This window comes from Streptomyces sp. NPDC001904 (genome assembly GCF_040297005.1).
GTDB lineage: Bacteria > Actinomycetota > Actinomycetes > Streptomycetales > Streptomycetaceae > Streptomyces.
Window position 1 is genome coordinate 251,707 of sequence record NZ_JBEOYI010000004.1, and the last position, 13,476, is coordinate 265,182.

Sequence of the window (13,476 nt, forward strand, 5' to 3'; positions counted from 1 at the left end):
TGTGTCAGGCGCCGGCCGGCGCCGGGCCGGTCGAGCCGCGCACGACCAGCTCGACGGGGAGCGGATCGGTCTCGGGCGTGCGGCCGTCGAGCACGGCGAGGAGCGCCGCCATCCCCCGCTCGCCGAACGCCTCCGCGGGCAGCCGCACGGTGGTGAGTTCGGGTTCGATCGCCGTCGCCAGGGACAGGTCGTCGAAGCCGGTGACGGAGAGGTCCTCGGGGATGCGCAGGCCCGCACGGCGGGCGGCCTTGTAGGCACCGGCGGCGAGTTTGTCGTCGTCGCAGACCACAGCGGTGGGGCGGACGGGACCCGCGTCGCCCAGAGCCCGGTCCATCGCCGTGACGGCGTCCTCGACCGTGAGCGCGGAGCGCACCGTGCGGACGGTCGTGCCGGGCACCCGGGCGGTGCGGGCGGCCAGTTCGTCGGCGCGGACGTCGAAGGTCCAGGAGTCGACCGCCGAGGCGAGATGCAGGAAGTGCCGGTGACCATGAGCCAGCAGGTGCTCGCAGATCCCGCGCATCCCGTCGGCGAGGTCGAGGTTGACGGTGGTCGCGCCGGGGGCGCCCGCCGGGTCGCTGTCGAGCATGACGAGCGGGAGGTCGTCGCCGCGCAGGGCGGTGACGGCGCCGGCGGCCATGGAGGAGGCGAGGATGCCGTCGAGGGCGGCGCGGGCGCTGGGGAAGGGATCGCGGGCCGGGCCGACGCCGTCGGGGGAGGGATAGAGGACCACGCCGAAGTCGTGCCGGGCCGCGACGCGGGCGGCGCCGGTGTACACGCCCGCGAAGAACTCGTTGGTGAGCGCGGGGACGACGAGGAGCGCGGTGCGGGTGCGGCCGAGGCGGAGGTTGCGGGCCGCGAGGTTGGGCCGGTAGCCGAGCCGGTGCGCGGCGGCCCGGACGCGCTCGGCGGTGGTCTCGGCGACCCGGCCGCGCCATTTGTCGCCCATGACGAGGGAGACGGCGGCCTGTGAGACGCCGGCCGCCCGCGCCACGTCCCGGCTGGTGGGACGGGCGGGGCCCGCTCCGGCCGCCGTCGTGTCGGTGCCGCTGGTCACTGGTGCCTCCGTGCGTCTGGTGCCGTGGTCCCGGGGCTGCCGACGGTATCGGGTGGCCCTCGTCGCAGCGTACGTGGTACGTATAACGGCGCGACGTTATACGTAACACTTCCGAACACGTCGCCGATGACGTCGAGGACGGGGTGGGGCGATGGCCGCGGGTTATGCAGAGATCCTCAGGGCGCGGCACGCGATGCGGCTGCTCACGGGGACGCTGGTGGGCAGGCTGCCCAATGCCACGGCGGCGATCGCCATCGTGCTGTTCGTCCGGGACGAGGGCGGCACGTACAGCCTGGCGGGCGGCCTGGCCGCGGTGTACGGGGTGGCGAACGCGATCGGGCAGCCGGTGCTCGGCCGCCTCGTGGACCTGCGCGGCCAGCCGAAGGTGCAGCTGCCGGCGGCGGTGCTGTCCGGGCTGGCCATGGCCGTGTTCGCCTTCGCCGGGACCGGCTCGCTGCCGCTCGCCTACACGGCCGTGGCCGCGGCCGGGCTGTTCACCCCGCCGCTCGAGGGCGGTCTGCGGGCGCTGTGGCCGAGCGTGCTGCCGCGCGAGGAGCAGGTGCACACGGCGTACGCGATGGACGCGATCGCCCAGGAAGTCATGTTCACCGTGGGCCCGTTGCTGGTGACGGTGTGCGTGTCGCTGTGGTCGGCGCAGACGGCCCTGGTCGTCCTGAACGTGATCGGGGTGCTGGGAGCCCTGTCGGTGGTCGTGTCCCGGCCGTCCCGCGCCTGGCGCTCGGCGCCGCGCGAGGCGCACTGGCTGGGGGCGCTGCGCTCGCCGGGCCTGCTGGTGCTGCTCGCCGCGTTCCTGTTCATCGGACTCGCGCTCGGGTCGATCACCGTTGCCGGAGTCAGCTACGCGGACGCCAACGGCGGGGACGCCACGTACGGCTGGATGATGGCGGCGCTCGGGCTCGGCGCGCTCGTCGGCGGCACGGTCTACGGCGCCCGGCAGTGGAGCGGCGCCCCGGAGGCCAGGCTGCGGTGGCTGGTGGCCCTGCTCGCCCTGTTCTACGTGCCGTTGGTGCTGATGCCCGGACCGGTGGCGATGGTGGCGCTGAGCGCGGTGGCGGGCGTCTTCCTCGCGCCGTCGATCGCGTGCGCGTTCATCGTCGTCGACCGGCACGCCCCGCGCGGGACGGTGACGGAGGCGTTCTCCTGGCTCGTGACCACGTTCACGGTCGGCGCCAGCGTGGGAACGGCCGTCGCGGGGCCGGTCGTCGAGTGGGGCGGCACCCGCTGGGGCTTCGCCGTGCCGGCGGTGACCGGGGCCGTGGCGCTGCTCGTTCTGCTGGCCACGGGCGGGGCCCTCGCGGCACCGCGTACCGCCGGGCGTGTCGCGGTCTCGTCGGAAAATGATCCAAACCGTGCCGTCGAACCCCGTTTCAGCTCGGGGGATCGGGCGTAATGTTCAGTCATGGACCGCCGCATTTTCGGGCTGGAGAACGAGTACGGCGTCACATGCACGTTCAGGGGACAGCGCCGCCTGTCTCCTGACGAGGTGGCGCGGTACCTCTTCCGCCGTGTCGTGTCATGGGGCCGCAGCAGCAATGTCTTTCTGCGGAACGGCGCCCGCCTCTACCTGGACGTGGGATCGCATCCGGAATACGCAACTCCCGAATGCGACAACGTGACCGAGCTGGTCACCCACGACAAGGCAGGCGAGCGCATTCTCGAAGGCTTGCTCGTCGACGCAGAGCGCCGTCTGCACGAGGAGGGCATCGCAGGCGACGTATACCTGTTCAAGAACAACACGGACTCGGCCGGCAACTCCTACGGCTGTCACGAGAATTACCTGGTGGCGCGACACGGGGAGTTCTCCCGACTCGCGGACATCCTCATTCCGTTCCTGGTCACGCGTCAGTTGCTGTGCGGCGCGGGCAAGGTGCTGCAGACTCCGCGCGGTGCCGTGTACTGCGTGAGCCAGCGCGCCGAGCACATCTGGGAGGGCGTCAGCTCCGCGACGACCCGCTCCCGGCCGATCATCAACACCCGCGACGAGCCGCACGCGGACGCCGAGCGCTACCGCAGGCTGCACGTCATCGTCGGCGACTCGAACATGTCCGAGACGACCATGCTCCTCAAGGTCGGCGCCACCGACCTGGTGCTGCGCATGATCGAGGCGGGCACGGTGATGCGCGACCTGACCCTGGAGAACCCGATCCGGGCCATCCGCGAGGTCAGCCACGACATCACGGGCCGCCGCAAGGTCCGCCTGGCCAGTGGCCGCGAGGCCTCCGCCCTGGAGGTCCAGCGCGAGTACTACGAGAAGGCCGTCGACTTCGTGGAGCGCCGGGGCATCCGCACCGGCACCGTCGACCAGGTCCTGGAGCTGTGGGGCCGCACGCTCGACGCGATCGAGGCGGAGGACCTCGACCGCATCGGCACCGAGATCGACTGGGTCATGAAGTACAAGCTCATCGAGCGGTACCGGGCCAAGCACAACATGACCATGTCGCACCCGAGGGTCGCGCAGATCGACCTCGCCTACCACGACATCCACCGCCGTCGTGGGCTCTACTACCTCCTGGAGAAGAAGGGCCAGGCCACGAGGATCTGCAACGACCTGAAGATCTTCGAGGGCAAGTCGGTGCCGCCGCAGACCACGCGCGCGAGGCTGCGCGGCGACTTCATCCGCCGGGCCCAGGAGCAGCGCCGTGACTTCACGGTGGACTGGGTGCACCTGAAGCTGAACGACCAGGCGCAGCGCACGGTGCTGTGCAAGGACCCGTTCCGCAGCGTGGACGACCGGGTGGAGAAGCTCATCGCGGGGATGTAGGGCACCCGTCGCACACACGGCCGATCCGGTCAGGGGCCTCGTACGAATCATTCGTACGAGGCCCTTCCGCGCTCTTTGAAACGGTGAGCGAGGGCCTACAGTGGCCGGACCGTATCCGAGCGACCTGAGGATCCCTGTGCGACGCCGACTTGCAGCTCTACTGATCGTGCCGGCACTGGCGCTGACCGCGACCGCCTGCGGCAGCGACGACGGCAAGAAGGACGCCGCGGACAAGGCGGACTCCTCCTCGCAGGCCTCCGGCGTGCCCAAGCCGGTGGACGCCGCGGACCCGATGCCGAAGGTCTCGGGCGCGTACGGCAAGACGGCGACGATCACGCTGCCCAAGAGCGACCCCAGCGACAAGTTCGTCGTGCACACGGTCTCCGAGGGCAGCGGCGCCACGGTGAAGAAGAACGACCTGGTGTCGTTCAACTACACCGGCAAGATCTGGAAGGGCGCCAAGGACCTCGGCTCCACCTACGGCGCGAAGGGCGGCGGCGACCAGCTCGTCACCGCCGGGGCCGCAGGTCAGTTCCCGGCGTTCTCCGACGCCGTCGTGGGCCAGAAGGAGGGCAGCCGCGTCCTCGTCGTGGCCCCGCCGGCCGCGGGCTTCGGCAGCCAGGGCAACCCGCAGTTCGGCGTCGACGCCAAGGACACGCTGGTCTTCGCCGTGGACGTCAAGAAGGTGGAGCCCAAGAAGGTCGAGGGCACCCAGGCGGCCATCCCGTCGGACCTGCCGCAGATCAAGGCCGACGAGGAAGCGCCCGCCACGATCTCCGTGCCGAAGAACGACCCGCCGAAGAAGCTCGTCGACCAGGTGCTGATCAAGGGCAAGGGCGCCGAGATCAAGAGCGGCCAGAGCGTCAACATGCAGTACAGCGGTGCGGTGTGGAAGCAGAACGAGGGCAAGGCGAAGGCCGCCCTGTTCGACTCCTCCTGGAACCGCGGCGGCCAGCCGTTCACGACGACCATCGGCCAGGGCCAGGTCATCAAGGGCTGGGACACCGGCATCGTCGGCAAGCACGTCGGTGACCGGGTGCTCCTGGTGATCCCCGCCGACCAGGCCTACGGCAGCAAGGACCAGGGCAAGACGCTGCCCGCGAACTCGACGCTGGTCTTCGTGGTCGACATCCTCTCGGCGCACTGACCCGTCCTCTGATGGCAGACTGACCCGGTTGCCCAACAGCCAACAAGCAGGAGCAATTCACGTGAGCATCGACAAGCCCGAGGTCGACTTCCCCGTAGGCGAGCCCCCGGCGGACCTCCAGATCAAGGACCTCTGGGAGGGCGAGGGCGCCGAGGCGAAGGCGGGCGACACCGTCTCCGTCCACTACGTGGGCGTGGCCTTCTCGTCCGGCGAGGAGTTCGACGCCTCCTGGAACCGCGGCACCCCGCTGCAGTTCCAGCTCGGTGCCGGCCAGGTCATCGCCGGCTGGGACCAGGGCGTCCAGGGCATGAAGGTCGGCGGCCGTCGCGAGCTGACCATCCCCGCCCACCTGGCGTACGGCGACCGTGGCGCCGGCGGCGGCCGGATCGCCCCCGGCGAGACGCTGATCTTCGTCTGCGACCTGGTCGCCGTCTGAGTCGGTCACCCGACGACCACAAGCGGTCAGGGAAGAGCCCGTGCCTGATGGCACGGGCTCTTGCTCTGCCCCTGGCTTTTGCCACGACACCCCGGGGCGGTACGGTCGTCCGTCGGGAGCTTTACGGGGACCACGGGGAACACACCAGGGGAAAGGGCGTCGATGGCGATTGCCAAGGCCGAGCGGCTGATGAATCTGGCGCTGTGCCTGCTCGGGACGCGCCGCCCGCTCAGCAAGCGCGAGCTGCGCGGCTCCATCGAGGCCTACCTGGAAGCCGGCAACGACGACTCCTTCAACCGGATGTTCGAGCGCGACAAGGACGACCTGCGCGAGCTCGGCCTGGTCATCGAGACCGTGGAGAACCTGGACGGCGAGGTCGGCTATCTGGCCCGCCGCGACAGCAACCACCTGCCGCCCGTCACCCTCGACGCCGAGGAGGCCGCGGCCCTCGGCCTTGCCGCCAAGGTGTGGCAGCAGGCCCGCCTCGCCGGCGCCGCCAGCGGCGCCCTGCAGAAGCTGCGCGCCGCCGGGATGCCGGAGGACGTGGACCCGTACGAGAGCCATGGCGCGCTGGAGCCCCGGATCCCCGCGCACGAGGCGTCCTTCGAGCCGCTGATGCTGGCCTGCCGTGACCGGCGCCCCGTCGTCTTCGACTACCGCAAGGCGACCGCCGCCCGGCCCGAGCAGCGACACGTCGAGCCGTGGGCGCTGGAGTGCTGGCGCGGCCACTGGTACCTCGCGGGCTGGGACCGCGACCGGCAGGCCGAGCGGGTCTTCCGGCTGTCGCGGATCACCGGCAAGGTGCGCTCGCGCGCCGGACAGTTCAAGGCGCCGGTGCCGGACGTCGTCACCGTCCGCGAGACCGTCGCGGGCTGGGCGGGCGAGACCGCCGACCGCTCCGCGCTGATCAGGCTGCGCGCGGGCGCCGGCTACCCGCTGCGCGCCAAGGCCTCGTCCGTCCGCGCGCTGGACGACGGCTGGGACGAGCTGGAGATTCCGTACGGGCACGGGCTCGACGCCTGGCTCGTGGAGTTCGGTCCTGACGTGGTGGTGCTGGAGCCGGCGGAGCTGCGGGCCGACGTCGTCGACCGGCTGCGCGCCGTGGCCAAGGGCTGAGGGGAGTACGGAGAACCATGGCTGCCAACGCCATCGACCAGACCCGGCGGATGCTGTCCCTGGTGACGTACCTGCGCGAGCGCCCCGGCGCGCGCGTGGAGGACGTGGCCCGGGCCTTCGGCATCACACAGGACGAGCTGATCTCCGACCTGGACGTGCTGCCGCTGTGCGGGACCAGCTTCCGCGGCGGCGACCTCCTCGACATCGACACCGACGGCGACCGCATCTGGTGGCACAACCCGGACGACGTCGCCGCCGCGCTGCGGATCTCCGCCGACGAGGCGACCGCCCTCCTGGTGGCCGCCCGCGCGGTGGCCACGCTGCCCGGGCTGCGCGAGGGCGACCGGCTCGCCCTGCTGCGGGCGACCGCGAAGCTGGAGGCGGCGGCCGGTGAGGTGGCCGGTGCCAGCGCGCGGCTCAGCGTCACCTTCGAGTCCGAGGGCGGCGTCTTCGCCGACGTCGACCGGGCGATCTCCGAGCGGCGCCGGCTGTGGATCCGCTACTACTCGCCCGCGCGCGACGAGGTCACCGAGCGCGAGATCGACCCGATCCGGCTCGTCTCCGTCGGCCACACCTACGTAGAGGCGTGGTGCCGCAGGTCGGAGGCGCGGCGCACCTTCCGGCTCGACCGGGTCGCGGAGATCAGGATCCTGGACGAGGCGTCGGCGCCGCCGGAGATCGAGCTCCGGGACCTGTCCGAGGGGCTGGTGCAGCCGGCCGCCGAGGACCCCGAGGTCGTCGTCGAGGTCGGGCCCGGCGGGCGCTGGGTCGCCGAGTACTACCCGCACGACAGCGCCGAGGAGCTGGCGGACGGTGGTCTGCGGATCACGCTGCGTACGCCGGACCCCTCGTCCCTGCGCCGGCTCGCGCTGCGGCTCGGCCGGGACGGGCACATCGTGGCCCCCGCCGAGCTCGCGGACAGTGCGCGGGACGCGGCCCGGGAGGCGCTGGCCGCGTACGACGGGGCGGCGTGAGCCGCTCGGAACGGCCTGCACGGCCTGAACGGCTCGAACGGATGGAAGGCGCGAGGTGGGGGAAATGACCGGGACGATGGATATGGCCGAAATCACCCGGATGTCCGCCGTGGTCGACGGCCCCGCCGCTGTCGTCTTCCGCGCCGCCTGCCCGGACTGCCGCGCCAGCTTCGAACTCGACGCGTCCGCCATCCGGTTGGCGATCGGCGGCAGCCGCCGCACCACCTTCTACTCGTTCACCTGCCCCGAGTGCGAGGCCGCGGTGCGCAAGCCCGCCGGTGAGCGGATCGTCGAACTCCTCACCGGTGGCGGGGTGCGCACCCTCCGTCTCCACCAGACCGTCTAGGCTCGGCGCATGTTCTGGGCGATGGTGTCGGTGGCCGTGGGTTTCGTGGGGCTTGCTGTGCTCGCCTTCTTCGCGGTGAAGGTGTTCGTCGAGGCGGAGCGCCTCGGACGTCAAGTCGCGGACACCACACAGCAGATCAACCGGGCCGCCGAGGAGCTGGAGCGGGCCGCGGTCAGCGCGGCGCGGGCGGGCAGCGACGCGGTCTGACGCACCGGAACACCGCGAAGGTCCCCATGGAAACCGCTTTACTCCTGTGGCCTGTCGAACGGCCAGGTTCGCCGGGTACGCTCCTTAACGCGACCCAGGAGTGAGGCGCGGGCCGCAACGGGGAGTACGCAGAGGGATTGCCCCCTGTTCACCCCCACGGGATACGATCGCTGCCAGAACGATGGTCGGACACCAGTCCTAAGTCCGACCGGTACCCGGCAGTCCCGCCCCTGCCGCCTCAGTGAGAAGGTAAACGGATATGTTCGGAAAGCTCGGCGCACCTGAGATCATCCTGATCCTTGTCGTCATCATCCTGCTGTTCGGCGCGAAGAAGCTTCCGGACATGGCGCGCTCGCTGGGCAAGTCCGCCCGCATCCTCAAGAGCGAGGCCAAGGCGATGAAGAGCGAGGGCAACAACAACGCCGCCGCTCCGTCCGACCCGCCGGCCCAGGACGAGCAGGGCCAGGCCGCCCCGCGCACCATCCAGGCCGCGCCCGGCGACGTCACCAGCTCGCGTCCGGTGACCGAGCCGACCAACACGACGAAGAGCTGATCAAGAGCTGACCCAAGGCCGCCCCGTCTCGGCGGCCTGACGCACGAGATGAGGACGTGGGTTGCTCAAGACTGCCCGCCAGCAGGAGAAGGACCCCGAGGGGCGGATGCCGCTCGCGGATCACCTGCGTGAGCTTCGCAACCGGCTGGCGAAGGCGCTGCTCGCCGTTGTCGCCATCACGATCGTCGCCGCGTTCTTCTACGACGACATCATCGATCTGATCACCAAGCCGATTCTCGACTCGGTCGGATGTGAGCAGACGTTCTCGCAGTTGGCTCAGGTGAAGAAAGAGCCCTGCGCGGAAATCACCATCAACGGTCTGCTGGCCCCCTTCACGCTGGCCCTGAAGATCTCGCTGATGGCGGGCATCGTGTTCGCCTCGCCGGTCTGGCTCTACCAGCTGTGGGGCTTCATCGCGCCCGGACTGCACAAGCACGAGAAGAAGTACGCCTACGGGTTCGTGGGCACCGGCGTCCCGCTGTTCCTGGCCGGCGCCTACTTCGCGTACGCGGTGCTGCCCACCACGGCGAAGGTGCTGATCGGCTTCACCCCGGGCAACGCGTCCAACCTGTTGCCCCTCGACGACCTGCTCGACCTCGTGACGCGCATGGTGATCGTCTTCGGCCTCTCCTTCGAGCTGCCGCTGCTGCTGGTGTTCCTCAACCTCATCGGGGCCATCACGGGCAAGCGCATGCTCGGCTGGTGGCGGGCGATGATCATGGGCATCACGGTCTTCGCGGCGGTTGCCACGCCCAGTACGGACCCGCTGTCGATGATGGCGCTGGCCGCCCCGATCTGGGTGCTGTACTTCGCCGCGACGATCTTCTCGCTGCTCAACGACCGGCGCAGGCGGCGCAACAACCCGGACGCGGATCTCGACGACGACGAGGCCTCCGACCTCGATCTGACCCCCGAGCGGGTCGGCGACGTCGAGAGCGTGAGCGCGAGCCGGACCCCGCTGCCCGAGCAGACGACGACGGACCGGGTCAACGGTTACGACGATGTGACCTGAGGTAACTCCTGTTCGCGACGGGACGGTTGTTAAGGTCCGGCCGTGAGCAGTGAGATCACCCTCTTCGTCAATCCCACCGCGGGACGCGGCCGGGGCGCAGGTGCTGCGCAGCCGGCCGCTTCCGCGTTGCGGGCCGCCGGGTTCTCCGTACGGAGCGTCATCGGTGAGGACGCCCCCGATGCCCTGGCACGCGCGCGTGCCGCCGTCCGGGAGGGGACCGGGGCGCTGGTCGCCGTCGGCGGGGACGGCCTGGTGAATCTCGCGCTGCAGGCCGTCGCCGGGACCCGGACGCCGCTCGGCGTCGTCGCGGTCGGCACCGGAAACGACTTCGCGCGCTCCCTCGGACTGCCGATCCGCGAGCCGGCGGTGGCGGGCGCCCTGGTCGCGGACGCGCTGAAGGGGGAGCGGATACGGGAGATCGACCTCGGCCGGATCGGCGATCACTGGTTCGGCACCGTGCTCGCCTCCGGCTTCGACTCCCGGGTCAACGACCGCGGCAACCGGATGCGGCTGCCGCTCGGCCGCTTCAAGTACGACCTGGCGATCGTGGCCGAACTGGCCACCTTCAAGGCGGTGCCGTTCCGGCTGACCCTGGGCGACGGCGAGGTACGGGAGGTCGCCGCCACCCTCGTCGCCGTCGGCAACGGGACCTCGTACGGCGGTGGCATGCGGATCTGCGCCGACGCCGTGATGGACGACGGACTGTTCGATGTGACGGTGGTCGGGGAATGCTCCCGTACGACGCTGTTGCGGGTCTTTCCGCGCGTCTACAAGGGCACCCATCTCACCCACCCCGTGGTCAGCGTGTACCGGGCGGCGCGGGTCGAGCTGGTCGCGGAAGGGATCACCGCGTATGCAGACGGGGAACCGGTCGGAGGGCTGCCCCTGGTCGCCGAGTGCGTCCCCGGAGCCGTGCGGGTCCTTGCCGGATAATGATCGTCCGTTGTCGGTGGTGGCCGGTAGGCTCGAATGCACGATGACAGAGGACCTCTCACCGGCCGAGCGGTACGCGGCAGCCCGTAAGCGGGCCGTCGAGCAGGCCACCGCGCTAGCTTCCTTCCGCGAGATGTACGACTTCGGTCTCGACCCCTTCCAGATCGAGGCGTGTCAGGCGCTGGAGGCGGGCAAGGGTGTCCTGGTGGCCGCGCCCACCGGCTCAGGCAAGACGATCGTCGGCGAGTTCGCCGTGCACCTCGCCCTCCAGCAGGGCAAGAAGTGCTTCTACACGACACCCATCAAGGCGCTGTCGAACCAGAAGTACCAGGACCTCGCGAAGCGCTACGGCGCGGACAAGGTCGGCCTGCTGACCGGCGACAACAGCGTGAACAGTGACGCTCCGGTGGTCGTGATGACCACCGAAGTGCTGCGGAACATGCTGTACGCGGGCTCGCAGGCGCTGATCAATCTCGGCTATGTGGTCATGGACGAGGTGCACTACCTCTCGGACCGCTTCCGCGGCGCCGTATGGGAAGAGGTGATCATCCACCTCCAGGAGTCGGTCACCCTGGTCTCCCTGTCGGCGACGGTGTCGAACGCCGAGGAGTTCGGCGACTGGCTCGACACCGTGCGCGGCGACACCGAGGTGATCGTCTCCGAGCACCGGCCCGTACCGCTGTTCCAGCACGTGCTCGCCGGGCGGCGGATGTACGACCTCTTCGAGGAGGGCGAGGGCAGCAAGAAGGCCGTCAACCCCGACCTCACGCGCATGGCGCGGATGGAGGCCAGCCGCCCCTCCTACCAGGACCGCAAGCGCGGACGGAACATGCGGGAGGCGGACCGCGAGCGGGAGCGCAGACAGCGCTCCCGGATCTGGACGCCGGGACGGCCGGAGGTCATCGAGCGGCTCGACTCGGAGGGGCTGCTGCCGGCGATCACCTTCATCTTCAGCCGGGCGGCCTGCGAGGCCGCCGTGCAGCAGTGCCTGTACGCGGGCCTGCGGCTGAACGACGAGGACGCGCGGGCCCGCGTCCGCGAGATCGTCGAGGAGCGCACCGCCTCCATCCCGGACGAGGACCTGCACGTCCTCGGCTACTACGAGTGGCTCGAAGGGCTCGAGCGGGGGATCGCCGCCCACCACGCCGGCATGCTGCCGACCTTCAAGGAGGTCGTCGAGGAGCTGTTCGTGCGCGGCCTGGTCAAGGCGGTCTTCGCCACGGAGACCCTGGCGCTCGGCATCAACATGCCGGCCCGTTCCGTGGTCCTGGAAAAGCTCGTGAAGTGGAACGGCGAGCAGCACGCCGACATCACCCCGGGCGAGTACACCCAGCTGACCGGGCGGGCCGGACGGCGCGGCATCGACGTCGAGGGACACGCCGTGGTGCTGTGGCAGCGCGGCTTCAGCCCCGAGCACCTGGCGGGCCTCGCCGGCACGCGCACCTATCCGCTGCGCTCCAGCTTCAAGCCGTCGTACAACATGGCGGTCAACCTGGTCGAGCAGTTCGGGCGGCACCGCTCGCGCGAACTCCTGGAGACCTCGTTCGCGCAGTTCCAGGCCGACAAGTCGGTCGTCGGGATCTCCCGGCAGGTGCAGAAGAACGAGGAGGGACTTGAGGGCTACAAGGCCTCGATGACCTGTCACCTCGGCGACTTCGAGGAGTACGCGCGGCTGCGGCGCGACCTCAAGGACCGGGAGACCGAGCTGGCCAAGCAGGGTGCCGCGCAGCGCCGGGCGCAGGCCGCCGCCGCGCTGGAGAAGCTCAAGCCCGGCGACATCATCCACGTGCCGACCGGGAAGTTCGCCGGCCTCGCGCTCGTGCTCGACCCGGGCCTGCCGGCCGGCCGGTCCAACGGGCACCGCGGGTTCGAGCACCACGACGGCCCGCGCCCCCTGGTGCTCACCGCCGAGCGCCAGGTCAAGCGGCTCGCCTCGATCGACTTCCCGGTGCCGGTGGAGGCGCTGGAGCGGATGCGGATCCCGAAGTCGTTCAACGCGCGCTCGCCGCAGTCGCGGCGGGACCTCGCCTCGGCGCTGCGGACCAAGGCCGGGCACATCGTGCCCGACCGGCACCGGAAGGGCCGCGCCCCGGCCGCCGACGACCGGGAGATCGCCCGGCTCCGCTCCGAGCTGCGCGCCCACCCCTGCCACGGCTGCGACGAGCGGGAGGACCACGCGCGCTGGGCCGAGCGCTATCACCGGCTGCGCCGGGACACCGTGCAGCTGGAGCGGCGCATCGAGGGCCGGACGAACACGATCGCGCGAACCTTCGACCGCATCGTGAAGCTGCTGACCGAGATGGACTATCTGCGCGGCGACGAGGTCACCGAGCACGGCAAGCGGCTCGCGCGGCTCTACGGTGAGCTCGATCTGCTCGCCAGTGAGTGTCTGCGGGACCGCGTCTGGGAAGACCTCGACCCGGCCGAACTCGCCGCATGCGTCTCCGCGTTGGTGTTCGAGGCACGCGTCGGCGACGACGCGCTCGCGCCCAAGGTGCCCTCGGGCAAGGCGAAGGCCGCGCTCGGCGAGATGGTGCGGATCTGGGGGCGGCTGGACGCCCTGGAGGAGGACTTCCGCATCAATCAGGCGGAGGGGGTCGGTCAGCGCGAGCCCGACCTCGGGTTCGCCTGGGCCGTCTACCAGTGGGCCTCGGGCAAGGGGCTCGACGAGGTGCTGCGGGAGGCGGAGATGCCGGCCGGCGACTTCGTCCGCTGGTGCAAGCAGGTGATCGACGTGCTGGGGCAGATCGCCGCGGCCGCGCCCACCGGCGACTCCACCGTGCCGCGCAACGCCCGCAAGGCCGTGGACGCGGTGCTGCGCGGAGTGGTGGCGTACTCGTCCGTCGGGTGAGCGTCGCAGCGAGTGTGTGAAGAGGGCGCCGTCCTGCGGGACGGCGCCCTCTTCCGTGTGCGGCG

General features: G+C 70.8%; 13 protein-coding genes. 12 read left to right on the forward strand and 1 reads right to left on the reverse strand.

Annotated elements, in window-relative coordinates:
* Positions 1 to 4: 4 nt before the first annotated feature.
* Positions 5 to 1,054 carry a LacI family DNA-binding transcriptional regulator gene (locus ABT127_RS08215; protein ID WP_351445854.1) on the reverse strand — a complete coding sequence of 350 codons (1,050 nt, stop codon included), beginning with the start codon at positions 1,052 to 1,054 and terminating at the stop codon, positions 5 to 7.
* A 151-nt stretch (positions 1,055 to 1,205) separates the two neighbouring features.
* Between ABT127_RS08215 and ABT127_RS08220 the strand changes: the two genes are divergently transcribed.
* The 12 genes from ABT127_RS08220 to ABT127_RS08275 all read left to right on the forward strand — a co-directional run bounded on the left by ABT127_RS08220 (position 1,206) and on the right by ABT127_RS08275 (position 13,411).
* A complete protein-coding gene (locus tag ABT127_RS08220) occupies positions 1,206 to 2,465 on the forward strand; it encodes an MFS transporter (RefSeq protein ID WP_351445856.1) in 1,260 nt (419 codons plus the stop codon).
* A 9-nt stretch (positions 2,466 to 2,474) separates the two neighbouring features.
* Positions 2,475 to 3,836, forward strand: a complete 1,362-nt coding sequence (pafA, locus tag ABT127_RS08225) for a Pup--protein ligase (protein ID WP_026246688.1) — start codon at positions 2,475 to 2,477, stop codon at positions 3,834 to 3,836.
* A gap of 136 nt (positions 3,837 to 3,972) precedes the next feature.
* The gene (locus tag ABT127_RS08230) at positions 3,973 to 4,983 is read left to right on the forward strand and encodes an FKBP-type peptidyl-prolyl cis-trans isomerase (protein WP_351445858.1); all 1,011 of its coding nucleotides are present in this window, start codon (positions 3,973 to 3,975) and stop codon (positions 4,981 to 4,983) included.
* Positions 4,984 to 5,044: 61 nt separating this feature from the next.
* Positions 5,045 to 5,419, forward strand: a complete 375-nt coding sequence (locus tag ABT127_RS08235; protein WP_351445860.1) for an FKBP-type peptidyl-prolyl cis-trans isomerase — start codon at positions 5,045 to 5,047, stop codon at positions 5,417 to 5,419.
* A gap of 162 nt (positions 5,420 to 5,581) precedes the next feature.
* Complete coding sequence (locus ABT127_RS08240; protein WP_351445862.1) at positions 5,582 to 6,535, forward strand: helix-turn-helix transcriptional regulator; 954 nt, start codon at positions 5,582 to 5,584, stop codon at positions 6,533 to 6,535.
* Between the two features lie 17 nt (positions 6,536 to 6,552).
* Entirely contained in the window at positions 6,553 to 7,509 is a 957-nt protein-coding gene (locus tag ABT127_RS08245; protein ID WP_111665795.1) for a helix-turn-helix transcriptional regulator, read from the forward strand.
* Between the two features lie 76 nt (positions 7,510 to 7,585).
* Positions 7,586 to 7,855 (forward strand): CpXC domain-containing protein, encoded by a 270-nt coding sequence (locus tag ABT127_RS08250; RefSeq protein WP_351445864.1) that lies wholly within the window; start codon positions 7,586 to 7,588, stop codon positions 7,853 to 7,855.
* A gap of 9 nt (positions 7,856 to 7,864) precedes the next feature.
* A complete protein-coding gene (locus tag ABT127_RS08255) occupies positions 7,865 to 8,062 on the forward strand; it encodes a hypothetical protein (protein ID WP_351445866.1) in 198 nt (65 codons plus the stop codon).
* A gap of 259 nt (positions 8,063 to 8,321) precedes the next feature.
* On the forward strand, positions 8,322 to 8,615 hold the full coding sequence (gene tatA / locus ABT127_RS08260) for a Sec-independent protein translocase subunit TatA (RefSeq protein WP_351445868.1): 294 nt from the start codon (positions 8,322 to 8,324) through the stop codon (positions 8,613 to 8,615).
* A gap of 61 nt (positions 8,616 to 8,676) precedes the next feature.
* Positions 8,677 to 9,627 (forward strand): twin-arginine translocase subunit TatC, encoded by a 951-nt coding sequence (gene tatC / locus ABT127_RS08265; RefSeq protein WP_351445870.1) that lies wholly within the window; start codon positions 8,677 to 8,679, stop codon positions 9,625 to 9,627.
* A 42-nt stretch (positions 9,628 to 9,669) separates the two neighbouring features.
* Entirely contained in the window at positions 9,670 to 10,560 is an 891-nt protein-coding gene (locus ABT127_RS08270) for a diacylglycerol kinase (protein ID WP_351445872.1), read from the forward strand.
* 43 nt (positions 10,561 to 10,603) lie between these two features.
* A complete protein-coding gene (locus tag ABT127_RS08275; RefSeq protein WP_351445874.1) occupies positions 10,604 to 13,411 on the forward strand; it encodes a DEAD/DEAH box helicase in 2,808 nt (935 codons plus the stop codon).
* Positions 13,412 to 13,476: the final 65 nt, after the last annotated feature.